Origin of the sequence: Kribbella sp. NPDC004536 (assembly GCF_042873835.1) — a bacterium.
GTDB lineage: Bacteria > Actinomycetota > Actinomycetes > Propionibacteriales > Kribbellaceae > Kribbella.
This window is the reverse complement of sequence record NZ_JBIALY010000002.1, coordinates 1,776,842-1,802,347: the sequence shown is the minus strand read 5'-3', so window position 1 is coordinate 1,802,347 and position 25,506 is coordinate 1,776,842. Positions and strand designations below refer to the sequence as shown.

The 25,506-nt window shown below is 69.6% G+C and carries 25 protein-coding genes; 12 read left to right on the top strand and 13 right to left on the bottom strand.

What is annotated here, in order from left to right:
• Nucleotides 1-39 precede the first annotated feature (39 nt).
• Together ACFYRU_RS23415 and ACFYRU_RS23410 are read right to left on the bottom strand one after the other, a co-directional pair.
• A complete protein-coding gene (locus ACFYRU_RS23415; RefSeq protein ID WP_387662309.1) occupies nt 40-1,893 on the bottom strand; it encodes a glycoside hydrolase family 15 protein in 1,854 nt (617 codons plus the stop codon).
• Nucleotides 1,811-2,611, bottom strand: a complete 801-nt coding sequence (locus ACFYRU_RS23410) for an SURF1 family protein (RefSeq protein ID WP_387662308.1) — start codon at nt 2,609-2,611, stop codon at nt 1,811-1,813. Before ACFYRU_RS23410 ends, ACFYRU_RS23415 begins: the two co-directional genes overlap by 83 nt.
• A gap of 57 nt (nt 2,612-2,668) precedes the next feature.
• Between ACFYRU_RS23410 and moaA the strand changes: the two genes are divergently transcribed.
• On the top strand, nt 2,669-3,688 hold the full coding sequence (moaA, locus tag ACFYRU_RS23405) for a GTP 3',8-cyclase MoaA (protein WP_387662306.1): 1,020 nt from the start codon (nt 2,669-2,671) through the stop codon (nt 3,686-3,688).
• A 68-nt stretch (nt 3,689-3,756) separates the two neighbouring features.
• Here moaA and ACFYRU_RS23400 read toward each other — a convergent pair whose 3' ends face one another.
• Nucleotides 3,757-3,960 carry a hypothetical protein gene (locus ACFYRU_RS23400; RefSeq protein WP_387662304.1) on the bottom strand — a complete coding sequence of 68 codons (204 nt, stop codon included), beginning with the start codon at nt 3,958-3,960 and terminating at the stop codon, nt 3,757-3,759.
• Between the two features lie 178 nt (nt 3,961-4,138).
• Nucleotides 4,139-4,522 carry a DUF3099 domain-containing protein gene (locus tag ACFYRU_RS23395; RefSeq protein ID WP_387662302.1) on the bottom strand — a complete coding sequence of 128 codons (384 nt, stop codon included), beginning with the start codon at nt 4,520-4,522 and terminating at the stop codon, nt 4,139-4,141.
• Nucleotides 4,523-4,595: 73 nt separating this feature from the next.
• On the opposite strand from ACFYRU_RS23395, the gene ACFYRU_RS23390 reads away from it, so the two are divergent.
• The 5 genes from ACFYRU_RS23390 to ACFYRU_RS23370 are packed head-to-tail and all read left to right on the top strand — an operon-like array spanning nt 4,596 to nt 8,923.
• Nucleotides 4,596-4,808 carry a dodecin gene (locus tag ACFYRU_RS23390; RefSeq protein ID WP_350863729.1) on the top strand — a complete coding sequence of 71 codons (213 nt, stop codon included), beginning with the start codon at nt 4,596-4,598 and terminating at the stop codon, nt 4,806-4,808.
• Nucleotides 4,809-4,868: 60 nt separating this feature from the next.
• On the top strand, nt 4,869-5,573 hold the full coding sequence (gene fabG / locus ACFYRU_RS23385) for a 3-oxoacyl-[acyl-carrier-protein] reductase (protein WP_387662300.1): 705 nt from the start codon (nt 4,869-4,871) through the stop codon (nt 5,571-5,573).
• A complete protein-coding gene (gene fabI / locus ACFYRU_RS23380) occupies nt 5,573-6,343 on the top strand; it encodes an enoyl-ACP reductase FabI (RefSeq protein ID WP_387662298.1) in 771 nt (256 codons plus the stop codon). The genes fabG and fabI overlap by 1 nt, the downstream gene beginning before the upstream one ends.
• Before the next feature lie 18 nt (nt 6,344-6,361).
• The gene (locus tag ACFYRU_RS23375) at nt 6,362-8,032 is read left to right on the top strand and encodes a Mur ligase family protein (protein ID WP_387662297.1); all 1,671 of its coding nucleotides are present in this window, start codon (nt 6,362-6,364) and stop codon (nt 8,030-8,032) included.
• Nucleotides 8,033-8,071: 39 nt separating this feature from the next.
• The gene (locus tag ACFYRU_RS23370; RefSeq protein WP_387662295.1) at nt 8,072-8,923 is read left to right on the top strand and encodes a hypothetical protein; all 852 of its coding nucleotides are present in this window, start codon (nt 8,072-8,074) and stop codon (nt 8,921-8,923) included.
• Between the two features lie 165 nt (nt 8,924-9,088).
• Here ACFYRU_RS23370 and ACFYRU_RS23365 read toward each other — a convergent pair whose 3' ends face one another.
• From ACFYRU_RS23365 to ACFYRU_RS23335, 7 genes are all read right to left on the bottom strand, one after another.
• Nucleotides 9,089-10,042: a Dyp-type peroxidase gene (locus ACFYRU_RS23365; RefSeq protein ID WP_387662293.1), complete on the bottom strand. Its 954-nt coding sequence runs from the start codon at nt 10,040-10,042 to the stop codon at nt 9,089-9,091.
• Between the two features lie 172 nt (nt 10,043-10,214).
• Nucleotides 10,215-13,013: a cyanophycin synthetase gene (gene cphA / locus ACFYRU_RS23360; RefSeq protein ID WP_387662292.1), complete on the bottom strand. Its 2,799-nt coding sequence runs from the start codon at nt 13,011-13,013 to the stop codon at nt 10,215-10,217.
• A gap of 9 nt (nt 13,014-13,022) precedes the next feature.
• Entirely contained in the window at nt 13,023-14,084 is a 1,062-nt protein-coding gene (locus ACFYRU_RS23355; protein WP_387662290.1) for a cyanophycinase, read from the bottom strand.
• 26 nt (nt 14,085-14,110) lie between these two features.
• On the bottom strand, nt 14,111-15,469 hold the full coding sequence (locus tag ACFYRU_RS23350) for a glycoside hydrolase family 16 protein (protein ID WP_387662288.1): 1,359 nt from the start codon (nt 15,467-15,469) through the stop codon (nt 14,111-14,113).
• A gap of 67 nt (nt 15,470-15,536) precedes the next feature.
• Nucleotides 15,537-16,418 carry a GNAT family N-acetyltransferase gene (locus tag ACFYRU_RS23345; protein WP_387662287.1) on the bottom strand — a complete coding sequence of 294 codons (882 nt, stop codon included), beginning with the start codon at nt 16,416-16,418 and terminating at the stop codon, nt 15,537-15,539.
• An 84-nt stretch (nt 16,419-16,502) separates the two neighbouring features.
• Nucleotides 16,503-17,720, bottom strand: a complete 1,218-nt coding sequence (gene serB, locus ACFYRU_RS23340) for a phosphoserine phosphatase SerB (RefSeq protein WP_387662285.1) — start codon at nt 17,718-17,720, stop codon at nt 16,503-16,505.
• Nucleotides 17,721-17,902: 182 nt separating this feature from the next.
• Complete coding sequence (locus tag ACFYRU_RS23335) at nt 17,903-18,637, bottom strand: hypothetical protein (protein WP_387662283.1); 735 nt, start codon at nt 18,635-18,637, stop codon at nt 17,903-17,905.
• 62 nt (nt 18,638-18,699) lie between these two features.
• Here ACFYRU_RS23335 and ACFYRU_RS23330 point away from each other — a divergent pair, with 62 nt between their 5' ends.
• From ACFYRU_RS23330 to ACFYRU_RS23315, 4 genes are all read left to right on the top strand, one after another.
• On the top strand, nt 18,700-19,482 hold the full coding sequence (locus ACFYRU_RS23330) for an ABC transporter ATP-binding protein (protein ID WP_387662282.1): 783 nt from the start codon (nt 18,700-18,702) through the stop codon (nt 19,480-19,482).
• A 375-nt stretch (nt 19,483-19,857) separates the two neighbouring features.
• A complete protein-coding gene (locus ACFYRU_RS23325) occupies nt 19,858-20,376 on the top strand; it encodes an NfeD family protein (protein ID WP_387662281.1) in 519 nt (172 codons plus the stop codon).
• A gap of 81 nt (nt 20,377-20,457) precedes the next feature.
• Nucleotides 20,458-21,633 (top strand): SPFH domain-containing protein, encoded by a 1,176-nt coding sequence (locus ACFYRU_RS23320; protein WP_387662279.1) that lies wholly within the window; start codon nt 20,458-20,460, stop codon nt 21,631-21,633.
• A gap of 111 nt (nt 21,634-21,744) precedes the next feature.
• Nucleotides 21,745-22,491: a sulfite exporter TauE/SafE family protein gene (locus tag ACFYRU_RS23315; protein WP_387662278.1), complete on the top strand. Its 747-nt coding sequence runs from the start codon at nt 21,745-21,747 to the stop codon at nt 22,489-22,491.
• 40 nt (nt 22,492-22,531) lie between these two features.
• Here ACFYRU_RS23315 and ACFYRU_RS23310 read toward each other — a convergent pair whose 3' ends face one another.
• Nucleotides 22,532-23,176: a TetR/AcrR family transcriptional regulator gene (locus tag ACFYRU_RS23310; RefSeq protein ID WP_387662276.1), complete on the bottom strand. Its 645-nt coding sequence runs from the start codon at nt 23,174-23,176 to the stop codon at nt 22,532-22,534.
• A gap of 51 nt (nt 23,177-23,227) precedes the next feature.
• Between ACFYRU_RS23310 and ACFYRU_RS23305 the strand changes: the two genes are divergently transcribed.
• Nucleotides 23,228-24,181, top strand: coding sequence for a zinc-binding alcohol dehydrogenase family protein (locus ACFYRU_RS23305; RefSeq protein ID WP_387662274.1), 954 nt, complete (start codon nt 23,228-23,230; stop codon nt 24,179-24,181).
• A gap of 13 nt (nt 24,182-24,194) precedes the next feature.
• On the top strand, nt 24,195-24,629 hold the full coding sequence (locus ACFYRU_RS23300; protein ID WP_387662272.1) for an organic hydroperoxide resistance protein: 435 nt from the start codon (nt 24,195-24,197) through the stop codon (nt 24,627-24,629).
• Nucleotides 24,630-24,633: 4 nt separating this feature from the next.
• Here the strand turns inward: ACFYRU_RS23300 and ACFYRU_RS23295 are convergent, their stop codons facing one another.
• Nucleotides 24,634-25,455: a helix-turn-helix domain-containing protein gene (locus tag ACFYRU_RS23295; RefSeq protein ID WP_387662941.1), complete on the bottom strand. Its 822-nt coding sequence runs from the start codon at nt 25,453-25,455 to the stop codon at nt 24,634-24,636.
• Nucleotides 25,456-25,506 lie beyond the last annotated feature (51 nt).

The following is a 25,506-nucleotide window of genomic DNA, read 5'->3' as shown; positions in this document are numbered from 1 at the left end:
CGCGCATCTTGTAGCCAACGGCAAGAACTTGGAGGGCGTCTAGTACGCGGACTTCCGCAGTGGGGACTCGGCTGTGGTCAGGTGCCAGGCGGTGTTCACCAGGCCGAGATGCGAGAACGCCTGCGGGAAGTTGCCGAGCATCCGCCCGGAGCGCACGTCGTACTCCTCGGCGAGCAGGCCGACGTCGTTGCGCAGGGCAACGAGCTTCTCGTACAGGTCGCGGGCCTCGCCGACCCGGCCGATCATCGCCAGTGCGTCGGCCAGCCAGAACGAGCAGATCAGGAACGTACCTTCGTCGTCGCTCAGCCCGTCGTCGGTGTGCTCGGTCAGGTAGCGCCGGACGAAGCCGTCCGAGGCCAGTTCGCGCTGGACGGCGTCCACGGTGCCGGCCACCCGCGGATCGTCCGCGGGCAGGAACCCGACCTGCGGGATCAGCAGCACGGCGGCGTCCAGCGCCTTGCTGCCGTACGCCTGCGTGAACGTGTTCCGGTCCGGGTCGTACGCCTGCTCGCAGACCGTCCGGTGGATCTCGTCCGCCCGCGCCCGCCACTCCTTGGCCGGCCCGGTCAGCCCGAACCGCTCGACCGCCCGCGCGGCCCGGTCGAACGCGACCCACGCCATCACCTTCGAGTACGTGAAGTGTTGCCGCCCGCCGCGGACCTCCCAGATCCCTTCGTCCGGCTGGTTCCACACCTCGTCCAGGTGCCGCATCAGCCCGCGCTGCACCTGCCAGGCCTCGTCGGTCGCGCCGATCTGCGCCTCCCGGGCGAGCGCGAGGACGTCCATCACCTCGCCGAACACGTCGATCTGCAACTGTTCCGCGGCCGCGTTGCCGATCCGGACCGGTGCCGACCCGGCGAACCCGGGCAGCCACCCGGCCTCGAACTCGGTCAGCCGGCGCTCACCGGTCACGCCGTACATGATCTGCACGTCCTGTGGCGAACCGGCGACGGCGCGGAGCAGCCAGTTCCGCCAGGCCTCGGCCTCGTCGGTGTACCCGGCGCGGAGCATCGCGGACAACGTCATCGTTGCGTCGCGCAACCAGCAGTACCGGTAGTCCCAGTTCCGCGCGCCGCCGAGCGATTCCGGCAGCGACGTGGTCGGCGCGGCGACGATGCCGCCGGACGGCGCGTACGTCAGTGCCTTCAGTGTCAGGATCGACCGGGTGACCTCCTCGCTCAGCTCGGTCGTGCTCGTACTGCGGCCGATCCACTCGGTCCAGAACTCCTCGGTCGGCCCGAGCGAACCGATCGCGTCCGTCGCCTGCGGCACCGGGTGGTGCGACGGGTGCCAGGTCAGGACGAACCAGGCCCGGTCGCCCTTGCCGATCCGGAAGTCGCCGTACGTCGTGAGGTCGCGGCCGTACTGGTGCACGTCGGACCGCAGCGACACCGCGTCCGGCCCGGCGATCGCGTCGATCTGCCCGTCGGAGCGCCGTACCCACGGGACGACGTGCCCGTAGTCGAACCGCAGCCTCAGCTCGGACCGCATCTCCACGGATCCGCTGATGCCCTCGACGATCCGCACGACGTCCGGCGCGGTGTCGCGCGGCGGCATGAAGTCGATCACCCGGACCGAGCCGCCCGGCGTCGACCACTCGGTCTCCAGTACCAGCGTGTCGCCGCGGTAGTGCCGGCTGCTGACCGCGTCGGCATCCTGCGGCGCGATCCGCCAGTGGCCGTTGTCGTCGGTGCCGAGCAGCGCCGCGAAGCACGCGGGGGAGTCGAACCGCGGGAAGCACAGCCAGTCGATCGAGCCCTGCTTCGACACCAGCGCGGCGGTCTGCAGGTCACCGATCAGCGCGTAGTCCTCAATCCGCCGCTCCGGCGTGGGCCGCGGGCTCCTCGACTGCGTCGCGTTCCGAGGACTCCGACTTGTCCCCCGAGTTGTCACGACGGCCTCCCGTTTTGGTGAAGTAGACCAGCCCACCGATCGCCAGCAGCGCGAAGAAGAACCACTGCAGTGCGTAGAAGAAGTGTGGACCGTCGTCGATCTCCGGTCCCGGGAACCCGCTGAAGGCCGGATCGTTCGCCGGGTCCTGCTTGGTGATCTGCACGTAGCCGTCGTACAGGTTCAGGCCGAGGACCTTCGCGAAGTCCGGCCCGTTGATCAGCCGCGCGGTCCCGTCGTCGGGCGTACCGCCGGTGGTGTGACCGCCGCGCTCGCTGCGCTGCAGCCGCCCGGTCACGGTCACCTCGCCGGTCGGTACGGCGGGGACGTTCAGCGGCATCAGCTCCGAGCTCTGCCGGGGGATGAACCCGCGGTCGACCAGCAGCGCCTTGCCGTCGGCGAGCACCAGCGGCGTGACGATCTCGAAGCCGGGCCGGTCGTCGACGTTGCGGTACTTGAGCACGATCTGCTTCGAGGCGTCGTACGTCCCGGAGACCACCACCGTGCGCCAGGCGTGCTGGTCTCCCACCACGCCCTGCGGCCCGAGGACCTGGTCGATGGGCGCGGGCTGTGCGGCCAGGTTGGTCCTGGTCACCGCGTTGCGCGCCTTGCGTTCGTCGAGCCGGTGCAGCTGCCAGCGACCGAGTTCCACGCACACGGTTGCCAGCAACAGGACCCCCAACGCGGCGGCGATCCAGCGGATGTTCACGATACGGCCCACGTCCCGAACTTAAGCCATCCCCTGAAACGCCCGGCGCCCGGCACGTATTCTGGGGAGATGACAGCGATTCAGGAAGCGACGCGAACGGGCCTGGCGGACCGCTACGGCCGGGTCGCGACGGACCTCCGCGTCTCGCTGACGGACCGCTGCAACCTCCGCTGCACGTACTGCATGCCGGAGGAAGGCCTGGACTGGCTGGCGAAGCCGGAACTGCTCACCGACGACGAGGTCGTCCGGCTGGTGTCGGTCGCCGTCACGCAGCTCGGCGTCCAGGAGATCCGCTTCACCGGCGGCGAACCGCTGCTGCGCCGCGGCCTGGTCGACATCGTTGCCCGTACGACGCAACTCGCGCCGCGCCCCGAGGTGTCGCTGACCACCAACGGGATCGGCCTTGCCCGGCAGGCGAAAGCACTGCAGGAAGCCGGTCTGGACCGGGTGAACGTGAGCCTCGACACGGTCGACGCCGAGACGTTCAAGAAGCTCACGCGTCGCGACCGGATGAAGGACGTGATCGCCGGACTGGAGGCCGCGAACGACGCGGGTCTGACCCCGGTGAAGGTGAATGCCGTCCTCATGCGCGGTATGAATGACACCGAAGCGCCGCAATTGCTGGAGTTCTGCCTCGAGCGTGGTTACGAACTGCGGTTCATCGAGCAGATGCCGCTGGACGCGCAGCACGGTTGGGATCGGTCGACGATGATCACCGCCGACGAGATCCTCGGCATGCTGACCGAGCGGTTCCACCTGACCCCGGACGACGCGTCGAAGCGCGGGAGCGCGCCGGCCGAGTCGTTCCTGGTCGCCGGTGGTCCGCAGACCGTCGGCATCATCGCCTCGGTCACCCGGCCGTTCTGCGGCGACTGCGACCGGGTCCGGCTGACCGCCGACGGCCAGGTCCGGGACTGCCTGTTCGCGCGCACCGAATCCGATCTGCGCACGGCGCTGCGGGCCGGCGCCGACGACGCGGAACTCGCGGACCGCTGGCGGCGCGCGATGGCCGGCAAACTGCCGGGCCACGGCATCAACGACCCGAGCTTCCTGCAACCCTCCCGGCCGATGTCCGCGATCGGCGGTTGATGATCAGTGCACCGGCCTAATCCGGAAATGTAGTTTTTCGGTAAGTTCTTGCGTGGCGTGCTCGACATTCATGGCTTGAATGGTTCGACCTCGCGCAGGAATGACCGGCGCGCCAGGAAGTCGGACAAGCTGTCCTTGTGTTCGTCGCACGCGAGCCAGGTCTTGCGCCGGTCCGGCGTATGGATCTTGGGGTTGTTCCAGCGCAACGCCCAGGTGGCCGGGTTGCTGCAGCCCCTGGCGGAGCATGTGGTCGGTTCGGCTTCTTCGGTCACATTCCTGCATTCCTGATGTCTCAATAATCAATAGCCTGGGCAAAAATGAAGCGACGTCGGACAGCCACGGGGGGAGCCGTCCGACGCCGCATCAAGTCCCTGAATTTCACTCATGAACTTCAGAGCACGCGGGAGATTCTGACACGAATCAGTCCAAGTTTTCCAGTCCCGGCCCAGATCACTTTTCGGTGTCGGTCCGGCCGTCCTGAACCGGCTCCTGATCAGGCCCCTGATCCGATTCCGGGTCGGCCGGTACGACGACCGCCGGGCGCTCGGTGATCGCGGGTCGCGCGGGCGCGATGAACGCGTTCGACCCGGCCTGCGTGGCGGACCGGTGCGCGTTCGCGAGCACCACCGCGAAGTACGGCAGGACGACCGCGCCGACGACGAACATCCATCGCCACGGCGACGGGGTGATCACGGCGAGAACGAAGCACACCACCCGGATCGACATCATCCAGGCGTACCGCACGATCCGGCTGTCCAGGTCCTCGGACCGGCCGGGCTGCGCACTGGTCACCGAGATGACCGTCGCGCCGCTCCGCTCATGGCGTCTCGACATCTATCCTCCTCACCAAGAACAACGGTACGCCGCGCCGTCCGCCCAAGCGCAGCCAGGCAGGGAGAGGTATGTCATGACCGATCGAACGTACCGAGTGACAGAGATCGTGGGCACCTCCAAGGAGGGGCTGAACCAGGCGATCACGAACGGGATCACCCGGGCCGGGGAGACCCTTCGGCATCTCGACTGGTTCGAGGTCACCGATATCCGCGGCCACCTCTCCGACAACCAGATCGACCACTACCAGGTGACGATGAAGGTCGGCTTCCGGCTCGAAGACTCCTGACACCTGAGCACCGGGCCGAGTGGGATAGCGTTCCTCCGACCGACGACGTGAGGAGGGCTAGTGAGCAGGTCTGTGCTGGTGACCGGAGGTAACCGGGGCATCGGGCTGGCGATCGCGACCGCGTTCAAGGAAGCGGGGGACCAGGTCGCCGTGACCTACAACTCCAGCCCGCCGCCGGAGGGTTTCCTCGGCGTGAAGTGCGACATCACCGACCAGGCGCAGGTGGACGCCGCGTTCGACACCATCGCGGAGCAGCACGGGCCGGTCGAGGTGCTGGTGGCGAACGCGGGCATCACCCGCGACACGTTGCTGCTGCGGATGTCCGACGAGGACTGGGACCAGGTCGTGCAGACCAACCTGACCGGTTCGTTCCGGGTCGCGCGCCGGGCCGCGAAGGGCATGCTGCGGCTGCGCAAGGGCCGGATCGTGTTCATCTCCTCGGTGGTCGGCCTGCTCGGCTCGCCCGGCCAGGTGAACTACGCGGCCAGCAAGTCCGGCCTGATCGGAATGGCCCGGTCGATCGCCCGCGAGCTGGGCAGCCGCGGCATCACCGCGAACGTGGTCGCGCCCGGGTTCGTCGAGACCGACATGACCGCCGTACTGCCGGAAGAGACACAGAAGCAGTACCTGAGCCAGATCCCGCTCGGGCGGTTCGGCCTGACGTCTGAGATCGCGAACGCGGTGCGTTGGCTGTCGTCGGAGGAGGCCGGCTACATCACCGGTGCGGTGATCCCGGTCGACGGCGGCATCGGGATGGGCAACTGATGGGCATCCTCGACGGCAAGCGGATTCTGGTCGCGGGCGTCACCCTCGACTCCTCGATCGGCTTCGCCACCGCCAAGGTCGCGCAGGAGCAGGGCGCGACGGTACTCATCTCGAACTTCGGCCGCGCGCTGAGCATCACCAAGCGGATCGCGAAGCGGCTCCCGGTCGAGCCGCCGGTACTGGAGCTCGACGTCACGAACGCGGAGCACCTGGCCGCGCTGCCGGACGCCGTCCGCGAGCACGTCGACGGGCTGGACGGGGTCGTGCACTCGATCGCGTACGGCAACCCGGAGACGATCCTCGGCGGCAAGTTCCTGGACGGGCCGTGGGACGACGTGGCGCAGGCCGTGCACGTGTCGGCGTACAGCCTGAAGGCGCTCGCGGTCACGTGCGCGCCGTTGATGGGCCGTGGCGGCAGCGTGGTCGGGATGACGTTCGACGCGACCGTCGCCTGGCCCGGGTACGACTGGATGGGTGTCGCGAAGGCGGCGCTGGAGTCCACCAACCGGTACCTCGCCCGCGACCTGGGTGCGCAGGGCATCCGGTGCAACCTGGTGTCGGCCGGTCCGCTGAAGACGCTGGCCGCGAAGGCGATCCCGGGCTTCGAGAAGTTCGAGGAACCGTGGCTGGACCGCGCCCCGCTGGGCTGGGACCCGTCCGACCTCGAGCCGACCGGCCGCACGATCGTCGCCCTGCTCTCCGACTTCTTCCCCTCGACGACCGGCGAGATCATCCACGTCGACGGCGGCTACCACGCGATGGGAGCGTGATAGGTGTCTACTTCCCTGGTGGAGCTTCGCGTCCTGGACGGCGCCAACCTCTACTTCAGCCGGGCCGCGATCAAGCTGACGCTGGACGTGTCGGCGCTCGCGGACGCGCCCGCGCCGGCCGCGAAGACGTACGCGCAGGCGATCGGTCTCGGTACCACCCGGCCGGGGCGGATCGGCTCCGGGTTCCGGCAGCGGTTCGCGATCCGCGTGGTCGGTCACGTCGTACGGCGGATCGCCCGCGAGGCCGGCATCGGCCGGATCGGGGTCCGGGTCCGTCCGGAGGCCGATGTACGACGGCTGGTCGTGGCGTTCCCGTGGGCGCATGAGGGCCGCGCGCGGGCGCTCGGTGCGGCGATCGTCGAGGTTCTGGACGCCTTCGGGTCCGAGGACCTGAGCGAGCTGATCAAGGCCGTCGGTGAACGCGTCCGGGACGAACCGCCGGGCAACCCGCCGCCGACACTGCGGCCGAAGGTGCCGGTGGTCGCGGTGACCGGGACGAACGGCAAGACCACGACGTCCCGGATGATCGCGCACATCGGCCGTGCCGCCGAGCTGCACGTCGGCTGGTGCAGCACCGACGGCGTGTACTACGACGGCGAACTGATCAAGTACGGCGACTTCTCCGGCCCGAGCGGCGCCGCGCAGGTGCTGTCCCAGCCGGGCATCCAGCTCGCCGTGGTCGAGACCGCGCGTGGCGGGATCCTGCGCCGCGGCGTCGGCATCGCGTACAACGACGTGTCGGTGGTCACCAACGTCACCGCCGACCACTTGGGCCTCGGTGGTATCGACACGATCGACCAGCTCGCCGAGGTGAAGGCCGTGATCACGCAGATCACCCGCCCGCGCGGCTGGTGTGTGGTGAACGGCGACGACCCGCGGACGTTCGCGATGCGGCTGGGCTCGCCGGCCAAGTGCTGGGTGTTCTCACGCGACCCCGACTCGCCGTCGATCCGGACCGTGCTCGACGAGGGCGGTCGCGCGACGACCGTGCTCGACGGATTCGTCACGGTGCTGGACAATTCCCGCGACCCGGAGCCTCTGCTCAAGGTGGTCGACGTACCGATGACACTGTCCGGGCTGTCGCACTACAACGTCGAGAACACGCTGGCCGCGGCATCGGCCGCGCTCGGCCTCGGACTGCCGCGCGCGGCGGTGATCGAAGGCCTGAGCACGTTCGCGCCGAACGAGAACAACCCCGGCCGGATGAACATGTACTCGCTGCGCGACTTCACCGTGGTGATCGACCTCGCACACAACGAGGCTGGGCTCGAGGCGCTGATCGAGATCATGAACGGCGTCCGTCCCGAGGGCGGCCGGCTGATGCTCGCGCTCGGTTCGCCGGGCGACCGGGCCGACGACATGGTCGCGGCGCTCGGCGCGATGGGCGCCCGGGCGGCCGACAAGGTCGCGATCGGGCACAAGAGCGACTACCTGCGGGGACGGCCGCCGGCCGAGCTCGAGGCGGTGTTCCGGGCGGGCGCCGCATCGGTCGGTGTCGAGGACGTACCGGCGTTCCCGACCGAGCTCGAGGCGGCCAAGGCGCTGGTCGCGCAGGCCCGGGCCGGGGATGTGGTCGCGGTCATGTCTCTGCAGGATCGGGCGAGTCTTGACGGCTGGTTGCGGTCCGAGGGAGCTACTGTCGACACACCGGAGATCTTGAAGAGCAAGGTCGAGAGAGCCCAGCACTAGCCCCGACGGTCCGCCCGCTGGGGTGGGAACGGGGTTGTGATGCGCTACCTGTGGTCGATCCCGGCCGCGGTGGTCGCCTGGTTCGTGGGCGGCTTCTCCGCGACGTACCTGAAGGGACTTCCGGAGGGTACGACGTACTTCGTGCCGCCGCGGATCGACCTGCTGGTGCTCGGCGGCTTCACCGGCGGAGTGCTCGCGGGCCTGCTGATCGGGCGGATCCGGATCGCCGTACCGGTGGTACTGATCGTTGCCGCGGGCATGTGGTGGGCGACCGGGACCTCGTTCGGGGTGCACGACCTGCTGGTCACGTTGCTGGTGGCAACCGCTCTCGGCGGGTTCTTCGGCGCGATCGGCAACCGGAGCTCGGTGGCGGCGGCGTTCGCGCTGGCGCTGCCGGTCGCCTGGTACGCGATGCGGCCGGCCGAGCAGCTGGGCGATTGGCGCTGGATCTGGCAGCTCAACGGTCTGCTCGTCGGCGCCGGGCTGGCTCTGCTGCTGTACATCGCCTGCTGGAAGCGCGGCTGGCGGTCGGTGAGCTCGTGGCTCCCACTGGCCGGGTTCTACCTGGTGTGCTTCGCCGCCGTCGAGTCGATCCAGCTCGTCAGCCGGTCGACCGGCAAGCCGATGGACGCGGTCGGCGACGCGTCGACCAACGCGTTCTTCCAGTCGTTCGAGCCGCTGCTGCGCGAGTACTGGCCGTGGATGGTAGTCGGCGTACTGCTGGCCATTCCGATGACCGCGCTCAAGCTGCGCGCCCTCCCGCCACCACCGCCACCGCCGGACCCGTACGCCGAGCGTACCAACGACGCCGTACTGTCCGACGACCTCGACTGGATCGACCAGCTCGAACCCCGCCGCCGCATCCTCCCGCGCCGCGAACCCGCCTCCTGAACGCCGCCGGCGCCCGCCTGTGCAAGACCGACAGGTAGTACACCCGCGAGACGGTGTACACGCGAACCCGATCACGCTCAGGTGCACTACTTCAGCGGCGACACGTCCTGTCGAACCTGCACGCGGCATCACCACAATGCCGAGGCGACCGCTCGGGTGGCGGGATCAGCGGAGGAGGTTCTCGGCGAGCCAGTCGTCCTGCTGGAAGCCGGGTGGGAGGGCGAAGACGGCTGAGCCGATCGTGGTTGTCCAGCGGTTGAGGGCGTCGACGGCGTCCAGGCGGGCGAGGATCGGCAGGAACTGGCTCGAGATGCTCGCCTGGTGGCTGAGGAAGATCAGGCCGGATTCGCGGGTCGCGCCGGTGTCGTGGACGTAGTTGAGACCTTTGCGGAAGATCCGGCGGCCGGCGTTCTCGGTGTGGTGGGCGAGCCGGGCGTGGGCGTTCTGCGGGATGACCGGGTTGCCGGCGGCGTCGCGGGCCTCGAGGTCGAGTTCGTCGTGTTCGTTCGTTCCGGTGAGCGGGGCGCCGGTGTCGAGCTTGCGGCCGATGACGCGTTCCTTCTCCGGGCGGCTGACCTCGTCCCAGGCGTCGAGGTCCAGGCGGATCCGCCGTACGACGAGCATCGTGCCGCTGCGGAACCAGTCGGGGCCGTCGGTCGCCCACACCGTGTCGTCGAACTCCGATGTCCCGAAGGCGGGATTGCCGGTGCCGTCGACCTGACCGAGGAGGTTCCGGTCCGTCTTGTCGTCCCAGAAGCCGGTCTGGCGCCAGGCCGGGGTCGCGTACGGCTTGGCGGTGACGGTCAGGCGGCGGACGGCGTTGATGACGGTGACGGCGTCGTCCGCGGCGACCAGCAGTACGAGATCACCTCCGGACCATGCCGGGTCGAGCCGGTCGTGCTTCATCACCGGCAACTGATCCAGCCCGACCGGCTTCCGCCCGGTCACCGCGAACACCCGCGGCCCGAACCCCACCGTCACCGTGAGCCCGTTCGTACCGGTCAGTCCGACAATGTCTGCCGTCCACAACCGCATCAACCGCCCCAGCCCGCCGCGCCCCGACGTCAGCGTGAACGCCACCACCTCATTCGCCGCCGACGCACCCCGAGCAATCCCCACCTGATGCTCACCGTAAGGCGACACCCTCGCGGCGGCAGCCTGTCCAGCCGGCCGATCCGTGCCAACGGCAACAACAGCCGCAGCGCCCCCACCAACAACCCCAGCCGCCGCCACACCAGCCAACCCGAGCACCCGCCGCCGCGAGCTCACGGATTGTCCGATGCCCTCCGCTTCACCCAACGTCTCGGGTGGGGGCTTCGGTGGGGTCTTCGTCGGGTTGGACGAAGTCGGGGTCGCCGCCTTCGTCGCCGGAGCGGGCGCCTGCCTGGGCCAGGTGGGAGACCGACTCCAGTTCGGCGAGGACCGACTGGTGCTGGTCTACGCAGAGGACCACCAGGTCGCCCGGGTTCGAGCGGCCGAGGGCGAAGCGTACGGCGTCCAGTTCGTCCAGGACGATGTCGACGCCGCGGCACCGTGCGCCGGCCTCCATCGCGGCGTGTACGCCGGCCGCCACCAGATCCGCCGACTCACCCCGCTTGCGTCCGCGCAGCCGCGCGTCCTCACGGACGACGACCACGTCGAAGTGCTGCGCCGCGACCTCACCGAGTTCGCGGATGTCGTCGTCACGCCGGTCGCCTGCGGTCGCGATCACGCCGATCCGCGACGGCCGCCCGAGCTCGGACGACGCGCTCAGACTCTCGCCGATCCGGTCCACGAAGTCGCCCAGCATCCGCATCGCCGGCGCGTTGTGGCAGTAGTCGACGATCACGCTGCGCCCGTCGACGTCGATCTCGTTCAACCGGCCCGGCGACAGGTAGTACGACGTACTGAACGTCCGCAGCCCCTGCCGGATGTCGTGCAGCGGCGCACCGGCCGCGAACGCCGCCGCAGCCGCCGCCATCGCGTTCTGTACGTTCATCATCGCCCGCCCGCCGAACGTTGCCGGCAGCAAGTGTGTCCACGCGAGCTGCATCGACCGGCGGCCGTGCTTGACCACGATCATGTCGCCGAGGTCAGACCGCTCCAGCACGACCGCGCGACCGCCACGCCGGCAATGCCCCTCGATGTAGTCGCGGACCTCGCTGCCCGGTTCGGCCATGCTGAACCAGACGACCTGCCCGGAGCACTTCCGCCGCATCTTCCGCACCAGCGGGTCGTCGGCGTTGAGTACGGCGTACCCGGTCCGCGGCACCGCCTCGACCAGCACCGCCTTCACGTCGGCCAGCTGCTCCAGCGTCTCGATCCCGCGCAGACCGAGGTGATCGGGCTGCACGTTCAGCACCACGGCCACGTCGTTCCGCTCGTACCCGAGCCCCTCGCGCAGGATCCCGCCCCGCGCCACCTCGAACACCGCGAAGTCGACCCGCGGGTTCTGCAACACCATCCGCGCCGACTTCGGCCCGGACGCGTCCTGCCGGATCACCAGCCGTTCGTCGATCACGATGCCGTCGGTCGAGGTCATCCCGACCTTGCGGCCCATGCCCTTGAAGATGTGGCTGATCATCCGCGACGTCGTGGTCTTCCCGTTCGTTCCGGTGACCGCGACGATCGGGATCCGGCTGGTCGCGCCGGGCGGGAACAGCATGTCCACCACGGGTTTCGCGATGTACTGCGGTTCGCCGATCGTCGGGTTGGTGTGCATCCGGAAGCCCGGTGCCGCGTTCACCTCGCAGATCGCGCCGCCGGTCTCGCGCACCGGCTGGGTGATGTCGGGGCAGATGAAGTCGATGCCGGCGATGTCCAGCCCGATCATCCGGGCCGCCTCCTCGGCGATCTCGACGTTCTCCGGGTGCGCCTCCCAGGTCCGGTCGATCGAGATCCCGCCGGTGGACATGTTGCCGGTGAGCGTCAGCTTCACCATCTCGTCCTCGGGCGGTACGTCGTCCAGCTCGAAGCCCTGGTCGCGGACCAGCTGCCGGGCGGCGGCGTTGATCGTGATCCGGGTCAGGATCTTCTCGTGGCCGACACCGCGGCGCGGGTCGGCGTTGGTGATGTCAACGAGTTCGGCGACCGTGTGCACGCCGTCGCCGACGACGTGCGCGGGGACGCGTTCGGCGATCGCCTCCATCCGGCCGTTGATGATCAGGCACCGGTAGTCCTTGCCGGTGACGAAGTTCTCCACGATCACGAACCCGCGCCGGGACTGCTCGGCCGCGATCGGGAACGCCTCCCGGACCGCGTCGGCGTCCAGCAGGTTCAGGCAGACCCCGCGGCCGTGGTTGCCGTCCAGCGGCTTGCACACGACGGGGTACCCGATCTTCTGGGCGACCGCCACCGCTTCGTCGACCGTACGGACCGACTCCGACCGCGGTACCGGCAGACCGGCGGACGCGAGCAGCCGGGTGGTCAGGTCCTTGTCGCTGGCCACGTCGACCGCGATCGACCCGGTCTCGGACGTCATCGTGGCCCGGATCCGCTTCGCGTGCACGCCCTGGCCGAGCTGGACCAGGCTGGCCTTGTTCAGCCGGATCCACGGGATGTCCCGGGACACCGCCTCGTCCACGATCGCCTGCGTCGACGGGCCGAACGCGGTCCGCTCGGCCTGCTTGATGAACTTCTCCAGCTCGGTGGTGAAGTCGAACGCCGGATCCGGCTCCACCAGGTTGTTCACGAACCGTACGGCGAGTTCGCCCGCGGCCAGCCCGACCGCCTCGTCGGCGTACGCGTAGGTGATGTTGTAGATGCCCGGCGAACCCTTGACCTGCCGGGTCTTGCCGCGGCGCATGTCGTGGCCGGCCTCCTGTTGCAGCTGCAGCGACACGTGTTCGGCGATGTGGCCGAGCCAGGTGCCCTCGTACAGCCGCTCGATGAAGCCGCCCTTGCGGCCGCGTGAGCAGTGGTGCTGGTCGAGGCGGGGGAGGTCGGCGAGCAGCCGCTCGGTGAAGCCGGGGATGGTGTTCGACGGGAACTGCTCGAGCGAGCCGAGGTCGACGACCAGGTGGATCGCCGGGTCGTAGCTCCAGACGTTCGGACCGCGGTAGACGCGGGTCTCGATGATCTTCAGGTCAGGGGAGGGGGTGCCAGTGGTCATCCGTCGGGTTCACTGTTCTGGTTGCATGCGGTCGGGGAGATCGGCGTCGGCGCCGGCCGGCTGTGTCGGTCTGACATAGGGCTCGGTCGCCTCCGGTCTGGACTCCCCGGCGGCAGCAGCGGCCTTGGTCCGCCGTCCCGCCCGCCGCTTGCGTTCCGCGTAGTACCTGGGCGAGACGCCCTCGGCGGCGATCTCCTTCGCGAGCCTGCGCAGGTCGGCCTCGGCCGCCGCCATCTCCGCGATCTCCGTGGCCGGCGGCTGCGGGCCGTACGACAGCAGCACACGGTTCTGCAGGTCGAACGTGGCGGTGGCCGGCAGTACGTGCAGTACGACACCGGACGCGAGGATCGGCTCGGACCGCTTCGCGTTGTGCGCGTTGGACGTGATCCGGGTGCCGTCGAAGATCGTCACCGCGCCACGGCCGACGACCTCGAGGTGGCTGCCGCGGACCACGGCGGCGGTGTCCTCGTCGACGCCGATCCCGAGCAGGCCGGGGGACTGCGCGACCAGCGAGAGCAGCCGGCCGTACCGGTTCCGCTGGGCGAAGTGCTGGTCGACGATCGCGCCCTGCACGAGGCCGAGGCCACCGGACAGCTGGCTCATCCGCTGCCGCGGGGTCGCACCGGAGCGCCCGAACGCGATCATGTGCTCGGCCAGGATGCTCGCGCCGGCCGACGTACCACCGACGGCCGCTCCACGGGCGTGGGCAGCCGTCACCGCGCGGCCGAACGCCGTACCGGTGACGACGCCCGCGAGCTTGAGCTGGTTGCCACCGGTCATGAAGATCCCGGTCGCGTCGTTCAGCGGGGCGATGAAGGCCGGGTCGTCGGCGTCCTCCCGGTTCTCCGGGCGGACGCCGACCACGCTCTCGGCGCCGAGGGCGGCGAACAGCGCCCGGTAGACGTCGATCACGTCAGGCCCGAGCGCGGACGCCGTGGGCACCACGACGATCCGCGCCTTCGACCCGCCGGCGGCCTCGACGAACTCCTGCAGCACCGTCCGCTTCTTCAGCTTGTCCTCGGCGCCACCGATAGCGAACAGGGCACCCGGCCCACCCTGCAGTTCAGACATAAGCGGAATGGTAGGTGCTCCACCCCTCAGTGACCGAACGTGAACCAGTTCAGGTTGACGTAGTCGGCTGGTTGCCCGCTGGTGAAGGTGAGGTAGACGTCGTGGGTGCCGGTGACGGAGGAGATGTTCGCGGGGACGGTTCGCCAGGACTGCCAGCCGCCGGTGTTGGCGATGGCGAAACTGCCGATCGGGGGGTTGGTACGGCTGTCGAGGCGTACTTCCACCAGGCCGCTGACCCCGCCCGCGGCGCCTGAGGCGACCCGCGCCACGAACTGGGTGGCCCGTGTGCTGCCGAAGTCGATGCCGCGGTACTGCGCCCAGTCGCCGTTGCCGATCTGCATCAGGTTCTGGCCGCCGCCGGTGTCGGTCGTGGTCTCCAGGCCCATGCCCGACTGCTGGTTGTACGCCTCCGCCTGCAAGGTGCCGTACGCCGAGGAGCCGCCGGGCGGGGGAGTCGTCGTACCGCCGCCGCCCTTCGCCGAGACCGCTACGTAGTCGACGACCATCGGCTTGTCCGGGACCGTCGACGCGCGCGGCGTCGGGCCGTTCAGCGCGTCCGGGAACGCGCCGCCGATCGCCAGGTTGAGGAGTACGAAGTACCCGGCGTGCGAGGTCATGTTCGACCAGGTGTCGGCCGGGAACTGGCTCTGGCTCAGCGAGTGGAACTGCTGCCCGTCGACGTACCACCTGAGCTGGTTCGGCGACACGGACGTGTCCCACTCGAAGCGGTACGTGTGGAACGCGGACTGGCAGGTCGAGCCGGGACACGCGCGGTTCGCGCCGAGGCCGGTGGTCTCGTTGCACGGGCCGCCCGGGTTCACGCCGCAGTGCAGCACGCCCCAGACCGAGTTGATCCCGTTGACGTTCTCCATGATGTCGAACTCGCCGATGCCCGGCCAGTTCCAGTAGTTCCCGCGGTACGGCGAACCGAGCGCCCAGAACGCCGGCCAGTAGCCGAGCGCGGCGTCGCCGGTGACGTTCGGCATCTGGATCCGGCTCTCGATCGCCAGCACCCCGCCGGCCGGCGGCTTGAAGTCGGCGCGCTGGGACTCGATCCGGGCCGAGGTCCAGTTGCCGGCCGCGTCCCGGCGCGGGGTGATCTTCAGGTTCCCGGAGCCGTCGAGGGACACGTTGCCGGGGCTGTTGGTGTAGTTCTGGATCTCGCCGGTGCCCCAGTTCCCGGGGCCGCCCGGGTAGCCGTGACCGGTGTCGACGATCCAGTTCGAGCTCGACGGCAGGCTGCCGCCGGGCCCGTCGAAGTCGTCGCTCCAGACCGTCGTCCAGCCTGTCGGTGGCGGTGGCACATCGGCCGCTGCAGCGAGGCTGAGCGAGCCGGCGGCGAGGAGTGGGATTACCAGGGCGATTGCGATGGGGCGGATACGCATGTCGACCTCCAGGGGCGGTGGATAAGCTCCATGGGAGCGCTCTCACGGCCTTGGTGTCAACAGCTCGTCACAGCTTCGTGCGGTAGACCGTCGTACTGCGCCGCACCCGCATGCCGAGGCGCTCGTACATCGCCAGGGCGCCGGTGCCGGAGTGCGTCCAGAGCGTCAGCGTCTCCTTGCCGCGGCGCCCGGCTCCGAGCGCGGCGTACGTCAGCAGCGCGCGGGCGAGACCGCGGCCGCGGAAGTCACGCCGGACGGCGACCTGGTCGACGTAGCCGTCGGGCGTGTCGGGGAGCTCCAGGCTGATGATCGCGCCGACGATCTCGTCACCGGCGACCGCGACCGGCGAGAGCTCCGCGTCGAAGCTGTCCCGCTCGATGCTCGTACCGGCCCACTCCTCGTACTCGTGCCGCCGCGGCTGCCACTCGTCGAACGCGTTCTGGATGACCTGGTGTACCGGGTGCGCGTCGGCCTGCTCGAACGGCCGCAGCGTGACGCCGTCCGGCAACACCGGCTGCTCACCGTCGACGGGGCGTTCGAGCAACCAGTTCGTGGCGAGTACCTCGTACCCGCGCTCGGTCAGGATCCTCGTACCGGCGGTGTCCGCGTCGTCGACCGTCTGCGCCAGCCAGTCGCTGTCGTGCTCCCGCGCCCGCTGCTCGGCCCAGTCGAGCAGCCCGGTTCCCAGACCGTGCCCGACGTACGACGGATGTACGTCGACCTGCGAGCGCCGCCCACCGTGCACCCACGCCCAGGCGACCACTTCACCGCTCGGCGACTCCACGACGCGGGTGTCGAGCTCGAGCGTGATCAGCGGCCGCTGCAGGTCGGCCGCAACCGCGTCGGGGACCGACTGGACCTGTCCGTGCCAGGACTGTTCGTTGGCGGCGATGACCGCGTGGATCGCCGGGGCGTCCGCGAGTGTGGCGGGGCGGGTGCTGAACTCCATCCCCCGATCCTGCCGCATGACCCGGCCCGACCCGTCGCCCGGTCGGGGGCCGCCGGTCAGGGGTCGCCGGTCAGGGGTTGCCGGTCAGGCAGGGAACTCGTCGTCGGCGGTTTCGACTTCCTCGCGGGTGATGCCGAGGAGGTAGAGGATCGTGTCGAGGTAGGGGACGCTCAGGTGGGTGTCGGCGGCCGCGCGGACGACCGGCTTGGCGTTGAACGCCACGCCCAGACCGGCGGCGGCGAGCATGTCGAGGTCGTTGGCGCCGTCGCCGATCGCCACGGTCTGGGTGAGCGGCGTCCGGGAGCGTTCCGCGAACTGGCGCAGCGCGGTCGCCTTGCCGGGACGGTCCACGATCTCGCCGACCACGCGGCCGGTGAGCTTGCCGTCGGCGATCTCCAGTTCGTTCGCCTTCGCGTAGTCGATGCCGAGTTCGGCGGCCAGCTTGTCGGTGATCTGGCTGAACCCGCCGCTGACGATCGCGAACTGGTACCCGAGCCGCTTCAACGTCCGTACCAACGTCCGCGCTCCCGGCGCCAGCTCGATCGCGTCGTACACCTGGTCCAACGCCGACACGGGCAGACCTTCGAGCGCCGCGACCCGGTGTGTCAGCGACTCGGCGAAGTCCAGCTCGCCGCGCATCGCCTGCTCGGTGACGGCGGCAACCTCGTCGAGCCGGCCGGCGTGGGCGGCGAGCATCTCGATCACCTCGCCCTGGATCAGGGTCGAGTCGACGTCCATCACGATCAGCCGCTTGGCCCGCCGGTACAGCCCGCCGTCCTGGACGGCGATGTCGAGACCCTGCCGGACACCTTCCTGGGCGAGGACGGTCCGCAGCGCCTCGGGTTCGACACCGGAGACGGCGATCTCCATCGCGGTGACCGGGTAGCGCGCCATCCGGCTGATCCGGTCGATGTTCGCGCCGGTGTCGGCGATCCGGCCGGCGATCGCGGCCAGACCGGTGGCGGACAGCGGGTGGCCGATGATCGTGACCTGGCTGCGGCCCTTGCGCCGGGGTTCGTTGTCGCCGACGCCCTTCTTCACCGAGATGTCGACGTCGAGGATGTCCGCGAGCGCCTTCAGCTCTTCCTTCAGGTTCTTGTGGTCGTGCGGCGCGGTCAGCAGTACGCCGAGCACGAGCCGGCCCCGGAGCACCACCTGCTCGGCGTCGATCACGTCGAGCCCGCGGGTCGCGAGCGTGGACAGCACCGCGGACGTCAGCCCCGGCCGGTCCGTCCCGGTCAACGTCACCAGCAACGTCGGCCGCTCGGCCGCCGCCTTCTCCACCGCACCCAGTTCAGTCATCTCATCCCGAACGCTACCCACTTGAGATGACTGTCCAGTTACCAGTCCAAATCCCAAGCGTGAAACACGGCGCGGGTGGTGAGAACTGAGGCGCGAGGTTGGGAGGCGCGAGGTTGGGAGGCGCGAGGTGGGGAGGCGCGAGGGGGGAGGCGAGGGGGAGGCGAGGTGGGGAGGCGGGTGGGTCAGGCGTGGGTGGGGTATGCGCAGGCTGCTACGAGGGCGCGGCGGGCGGCGGATGCTAGTTCCAGGAGGGCTCGGCGGCGGGCGTCGGCCTCGGCGCCGGTGACTGCTGCGCCGTCGTCCTCGAGTGCCGCGTCGGCGATCGCCAGGCAGCGGCGGGCGGTGGCGGCGGCCTTGACCGCGCGTGGTTCGTAGCCTGGCGCCAGGTCGTCTCCGCTGCCACGTCCGATCTTGCGGATGTCGATCAGCGCGTCCGCGACCTCGGGCTTCCACCGCGCGACATCCAGCGCGGCCAGCGACTCGGCCGCATCGATCAGCGCCATCCGCAGCCCACGATCCGCCTCGCCGAAATCGGCCGCGACCGGCGACGCGGCCGGCAGTACGGACCACTGCACAGCAGGACCGACGTACGACGGAACCAGTCCGATCTCCGGCCCCGTGAGTACGACGGCCTCGCCGGTCTCCAGCGCCGCCTCGTTGAACGCGGGCGGACCGGCCAGTCCGATCGGGTCGCCCGGCACCGGCAGCGCGAGATGCGCCTGCGTCGTACCGGCCGCGCGCAACAGGTTCAGTGCGACCGGGAGGGTGGCCGGCTCCGGGTGGCCGGCCAGGCCGGCGACGTGGTGACCGACGTCGGCACCGAGGATCTTCTGCGCGGCGGTGTCGGGATCGCAGGCGCCGGTCAGCATCGCGTTCGTCCAGACCGTGAACCGGACCGCGGCGGAGGTCGTCAACACGCCCGCAAGTCTCGCACCACCCGACCACCGGCCGCCAACGCCGACCCCTTAGGTTTTGTTGCATGACTGCAGTGGTGGAGCTGGCCGGGGTGTCGGTCGTTCGTGGGGACGCGCGTCTGCTCGACGGGATCGACTGGGCGATCGACGAGGCCGATCGGTGGGTGGTGATCGGCCCGAACGGTGCCGGAAAGACCACGCTGCTCCAGATCCTGGCTGCCCAGGTGCACCCGACGGCCGGGGTCGCCGGGCTGCTCGGCGAGGTGCTCGGCGCGGTCGACGTGTTCGAGCTGCGGCCGCGGATCGGGTTGACCAGCGCCGCGCTCGCGGACCGGCTGCCGAAGAGCGAGCGGGTGTCCGACGTCGTGGTCTCCGCGTCGTACGCGGTGCTCGGCCGCTGGATCGAGCAGTACGACGAGCTCGACCACGAACGGGCCGGTGCGTTGCTGTCCGAGCTCGGGATCGGGCATCTGGCGGACCGTACGTTCGGCACGCTGTCGGAGGGGGAGCGGAAGCGGGTGCAGATCGCCCGCGCGCTGATGACCGACCCCGAGCTGATGCTGATGGACGAGCCCGCGGCGGGCCTCGACCTTACGGGTCGCGAACAGCTGGTCCGCTCGCTCAGCTCGATCGCGACCGCGGTCGGTGCACCGGCGATGGTGCTGGTGACGCATCACGTCGAGGAGATCCCGCCCGGCTTCACGCACGCCCTGCTGCTGAAACAGGGCCGCATCGTCGCCGCCGGCCCGATGGACGAGGCCCTCACCGCCGAGAACCTCAGCGACACCTTCGACCTCGCCCTGACCCTCAAGCAAGAGGACAACCGCTACACCGCCCGCGCCCTGTAACTCCCAACTCCAGCCGCCTGCTCAACCCGGCAATTTGCCTGGCCTACCCAGCAAATGCGGGGTTCCCCACCCCGGCTGCGGGTCCGGAACCCCGGAGTTGGTGGGTCTGCCAGGCAAATGCGTCGGGGGTGGGGGCATCACCGGGTGTCGTACTGGGTGGGCGGGTCGGACGGGTGTCGTACCCGGGCGGTGGGGTCGGGTGGGTGTCGTACTGGGCGGGCGGGTCGGGCGGGTGTCGTACTGGGGCGGTGGGCCGGGCGGGTGTCGTACTGGGCGGTGGGTCGGGTGGGGGAGGGGTTCGGGGTGGGGAGCGGTTCGGGGTGCTGGCGCGTCGTAGGACTGCGGCAGACCTCCGAACGCGGATAGGCTTGGTAGATGATGGATTGGCTGCGGGACAACATGTGGGCGGCGTGGCTGACGATCGCCGCCGTCCTCGGTCTGGCCGAGCTGGCGTCGCTCGATTTCACCTTGCTGATGCTGGCGGCCGGCGCGCTCACCGCCGCGGGGGTGGCCGCGTTCTTCCCGGGTCTGCTCTGGCTGCAGATCGTCATCGGGTTGATCACGGCGGCCGCGATGCTGGGCGCGATCCGGCCGATGATCGTCCGCAAGATCCATCACGGGCAGGAACTCAAGACCGGTTCGGCGCACGTCATCGGGCGGACCGGCACGGTGGTGAAGGAGATCCACCCCGACGGCGGCGGCTCGATCCGGCTCGGCGGTGAGCTGTGGACGGCCCGGCCGTACGACGAGATCTCGACGATCCCGCCCGGCACCCGGGTCGAGGTGATGTCGATCGACGGTGCCACCGCGGTCGTGTACCCGGTCGGTGAGCCGCTGCACCACGAGCTCGGCAACGCCGAGCCGCCGAAACCCCAGGACCCGCCGCAGTCGTGACCTTCGGGTGGTCCCCTACCCGCAGTAGTGTCGGAGGTAGGGCGGCAGATTGTCCGTCCGAGCGTTCGAGTGGAGGGTCGAGTGACCGCGTTCCTCATAGTCCTGGCACTGGTCGCCCTGGTGGTGATCGTGACCTTGGTGAAGTCCGTCCGGGTGGTGCAGCAGCAGACTGTCGGCATCGTCGAGCGGTTCGGTAAGTTCAAGACCGGCCTGCAGCCGGGCCTGAACCTGCTGACCCCGTTCGTCGACAAGGTCCGCTACACCATCGACATGCGCGAGCAGGTGGTCGCGTTCCCGCCGCAGGGTGTCATCACCGAGGACAACCTGATGGTGTCGATCGACTCCGTCATCTACTTCCAGGTGAACGACCCGGTACGGGCGACGTACGAGATCTCCAACTACATCCAGGCCATCGAGCAGCTGACCATGACGACGCTGCGGAACATCATCGGTGGCATGGACCTGGAGCAGACGCTGACCTCTCGCGAGGAGATCAACGAGAAGCTGCGGTACGTGCTCGACGAGGCGACCGGCAAGTGGGGCATCCGGGTGAACCGGGTCGAGCTCCGCTCGATCGACCCGCCGCCGTCGATCCAGGACTCGATGGAGAAGCAGATGCGCGCGGACCGGGACAAGCGCGCCGCGATCCTCACCGCGGAAGGTATGCGGCAGTCGGCCGTACTGTCCGCGGAAGGCCAGAAGCAGTCCGCGATCCTCACGGCCGAAGGTGACAAGCAGTCCCGCATCCTCCGCGCCGAGGCCGAGCGGCAGGCCCGGATCCTGAAGGCACAGGGTGAGGCGCAGGCCATCACCACGGTCTTCAACGCGATCCACGCCGGCAAGCCGGACCAGGGCCTGCTCGCGTACCAGTACCTGCAGATGCTGCCGTCGATCGCCCAGGGCGACGCGAACAAGCTGTGGATCGTGCCGAGCGAGATCGGCGACGCGCTCAAGGGCCTCGGTTCCGCGGTCGGCCAGGTGGCCGGGATCGCGAAGCAGGCCGAGGGCGACTGGCACGCGCCGGAGCTGTCGAACGGCGAGGTGCAGGAGCTCGACAGTGCGGCCGCACCGGCGGCCGTGGCCGAGGCCGACAACGCCGTACGGGAAGCGATCGCTGCCGCCGAGTCGGCCGCGGTGAGCAGCCGCAGCCAGTCGGCACCGAGCATGCCGGCCGTTCCGCCGCCGGCTCCGACCGCGGCGCCGGAGCAGCAGCCGCCGGCCGCCCAGCCGCCGGCGCAGGAACCGCCACAGCGCTGACCTGACACCCCCGAGGAACCCTCCTGGACGACTGTTCCAGGAGGGTTCTTTGCTGTTCAACCTCCGGACAGATCTGCGCCGCCGGGGACAGCTGCGTAGAGTCTCTTGGCGATGACATGGTTCGAGGCGGTGTTCGTCCTGCTGGCGGGGATGGGCGCGGGAACGATCAACGCTGTGGTGGGGTCGGGCACGCTGCTCACGTTCCCCGCCCTGCTCGCCGTCGGCATCCCGCCGGTGCTCGCGAACGTCAGCAACACGGTCGGTCTGGCGCCCGGTACGGCGGCCGGCGCGATCGGGTACCGCCGCGAACTCGAAGGCCAGCGCGGCCGGATGCTCCGGCTGGTCCCGGCGTCACTGGCCGGCGGCATCGTCGGCGGAGTGCTGCTGCTGACGCTGCCCGACGCCGCGTTCCACGCGGTCGTACCGGTGCTGATCCTGCTCGGCTGTCTGCTGGTCGCGTTCCAGCCGTGGCTGTCGAGGTGGGTCAGCGTCGGCGCCCATCAGCACCGCGGTGCCTGGTGGGTGATCCCGGCCGTCTTCGCGACCGGGGTGTACGGCGGGTACTTCGGCGCCGCGCAGGGCGTACTGCTGATGGCGATCCTCGGCCTCGGTCTGGACTCGAACCTGCAGCGGATGAACGGCCTGAAGAACGTTCTCGCCACGGTCGTGAACACCGCTTCGGCGATCCTGTTCGTGATCGTCCACGACATCGACTGGTACGCCGCGATCCTGATTGCGGTCGGGTCGACGATCGGTGGCTTCCTCGGCGCCCGCTACGGCCGCCGCCTACCGCCGATCGCCCTGCGCGCACTGATCGTGTGCATCGGAGTGCTGGCCATCGTCACGATGGTGTTCTGAAGCAGAGAAGAAAAGAACAGAAGAGAAGAGAAGAGAAGTTTTACGATGGTGTTCTGAGTCCGGCCAGGAGCAGGTCGAGGCCGTAGTCGAACTGTTCGTCGCCGCCCGTCGTCCGCGCGAGTTCCGGGGCGAGCGCGACGACCGACGGGAAGTCCCGGGCCGAGAGGGACTCCATCGTCGCGCGCAACCGGCGCCACGCCTCGGGGTCGCGGCGCTCGGCCGCCATCTGGATCTCCCAGGTGGTGGCGCCCAGGACGTACGTGAACAGCGTCGTGTGCGTGCGGGCCGCCGTTTCGGCGTCGAACCCGGCGGACCGCAGGACGCCGAGCAGCCCCTCGGCCACCCGCGCCGTCTCGTGCCCGCTCAACGGCCGCCCCGCCAGTAGTTGCGCGAGGCAAGGATGCTGGAGCATCAGCAGGCGGAGCGAACGGCAGACCGCGCGGACCTGGTCCGGCCACGGCACCCCGTCCGGTACGGCGGGCAGCAACCCCATCAGATGATCCCGGACACCGTCGTACAGCTCGTCCTTGTTCCGGAAGTAGGTGTAGAGCGCCATCGGGCCGACGCCGAGCTCGGCCGCGACCCCGCGCAGGCTGAACGCGTCCGCGCCCTTGGCCTCCATCAGCTCGAGCGCCGTCCGCACGATCAGGTCGGCACTGAGGGTGTTCCGCGGTGTCCGCGCCACTGTGACCCAGCTCCCTTCGAGATTCCTAACGTACAGTGTATAGTACGGTGTATGCGAGCCATTCAGATCACCGAGTTCGGCGGACCCGAGGTCCTGAAGATCAGCGATGTCCCGGAGCCGGTCGCCGGCGACGGACAGGTCCTGATCACGGTCGACCGCGCGGGCATCAACTACGCGGACACCCATCAGGTCGAGAACAGCTACCTCTCCAAGACCGAGCTGCCGCTGATCCCCGGCGGCGAGGTCGTCGGTCACACGGCCGACGGACGCCGCGTGGTCGCGCTGGTCGGTTCCGGTGGGTACGCCGAGCAGACCGTGGCGCACGCGCCGTACGCATGGGACGTGCCCGAGGGCGTCAGCGACGGCCAGGCGCTCGCGCTCGTGCTGCAGGGCACCACCGCGTGGCACCTGCTCAAGACGTCCACCCACCTGCAGCCGGGGGAGTCTGTCCTTGTGCACGCCGGTGCAGGTGGTGTCGGCTCGCTCGCCGTCCAGCTCGCGAAGCTGTGGGGCGCCGGTCGCGTGATCGCGACCGCATCCACCGAAGACAAGCGCAAGCAGGTCCTCGAGCTCGGCGCGGACGCCGCGATCGACGGTACGCCGGAAGGCCTGAAGGACCGCATCCTCGAGGCGAACGGCGGCAAGCCGGTCGACATCGTGCTGGAGATGGTCGGCGGCCCGACGTTCGACGAGTCGTTCGCCGCGCTCGGCCGGTTCGGCCGGCTGGTGACGTTCGGCGCCGCGTCCCGGCAGCAGGCCGAGCCGATCGACGCGAGCCGGTTGATGAAGGGCTCGAAGACGATCGCCGGCTTCTGGCTGGCCGACTGCTTCGCGAACCCGCAGTTGCTCGGCGGCCCGCTGGCCGAGCTTTTCGACCTGACCGCGGAGGGCAAACTCACCCCGATCGTCGGTGGCGAGTACGCGCTGTCCGAGGTTGCCACCGCCCACGAAGACATGCGAGCCCGCCGGACCGTCGGCAAGCTCGTTCTCGACCCAACTCGCTGAGGAGCATCCAGGTATGACCATCGCTGTTGAGAAGGTTCTGTACACCGCCAAGGCCACCGCGCACGGCGGCCGCGACGGCAAGGTCGCGACCGACGACGGGAAGCTCGACGTCGTGGTCGCGCCGCCGGCCGAGATGGGTGGCACCGGCAAGGGCACCAACCCCGAGCAGCTGTTCGCCGCCGGGTACGCGGCCTGCTTCCACAGCGCGCTGAAGGTCGTCGCGCGCCGGGAGCGTCAGGATGTCGAGGGCTCGACGGTCACCGCCGAGGTCGGCATCGGTGCGATCAACGGCGGCGCCGGCTACGGCCTCGAGGTCGCGCTGGTCGTCAGCCTGCCGGGGATCGAGGACCGCGCGGTCGCCGAGGACCTGGTCGCCAAGGCCCACCAGGTCTGCCCGTACTCCAACGCCACCCGCGGCAACATCAAGGTCGACCTGCAGGTCGCCTGAATCGCTACATCCGCGCGAGGGCGTCCTTGAGGACGCCCTCGGTCGCGGAGATCGGGTCGGCCGCGATGGTCAGGCCCTCCATGATCGCGACGTACTCGTCGACCTCTTCGATCTTGTCCAGGTACAGCGCGCTGGACGCGTGCTCGATGTACACGACGTCCGGCAGGTCGCTGTCCGCGAACCGCATCAGGCTGAACGAGCCGCCCGCGCCGGGATAGCCGATCTGGTCGAACGGCATTACCTGCAGGGTGATGTTCGGCCGCTGCGACCACTCCAGCAGGTGCTCGATCTGCGCCCGCATCACGGCTTCGCCACCGACCGGCCGGTGCAGCACCGACTCGTCGATCACCACCCAGAGCTTGACCGGGTTCGACCGGGTGATGATCTGCTGGCGTTGCACCCGCAGCGCGACCCGCTGGTCGACCTCCTCGTCGGGCAGGAAGTTCTTCCGGAGCTGGATGACGCCGCGCGCGTAGTCCTCGGTCTGCAGCAGGCCCGGGACGAACATCACCTCGTACGTCCGGATCATCGTCGCGGCCAGTTCGAGGCCGACGTAGTTCGCGAACCAGGACGGCAGCACGTCGCCGTACCGGGACCACCAGCCGGGGTTGTTCGCGGCCCGGGCCAGTTCCATCAGCCGGGCCCGCTCGTTCTCGTCGCCCATCCCGTAGAGCTCGAGCAGGTCGCTGACGTCGCGTTCCTTGAAGCCGACCCGGCCGAGCTCCATCCGGCTCACCTTGGACTCCGAGGCGCGGATCGCCCACCCCGCGTCGGCGCGACTGAACCCGGCGGCTTCACGCATCCGCCGTAGCTGACCACCGAGCATGATGCGGAGCGCGGTCGGACCACCTTCGCCGCCGCTCACCGCCGCCTGCTC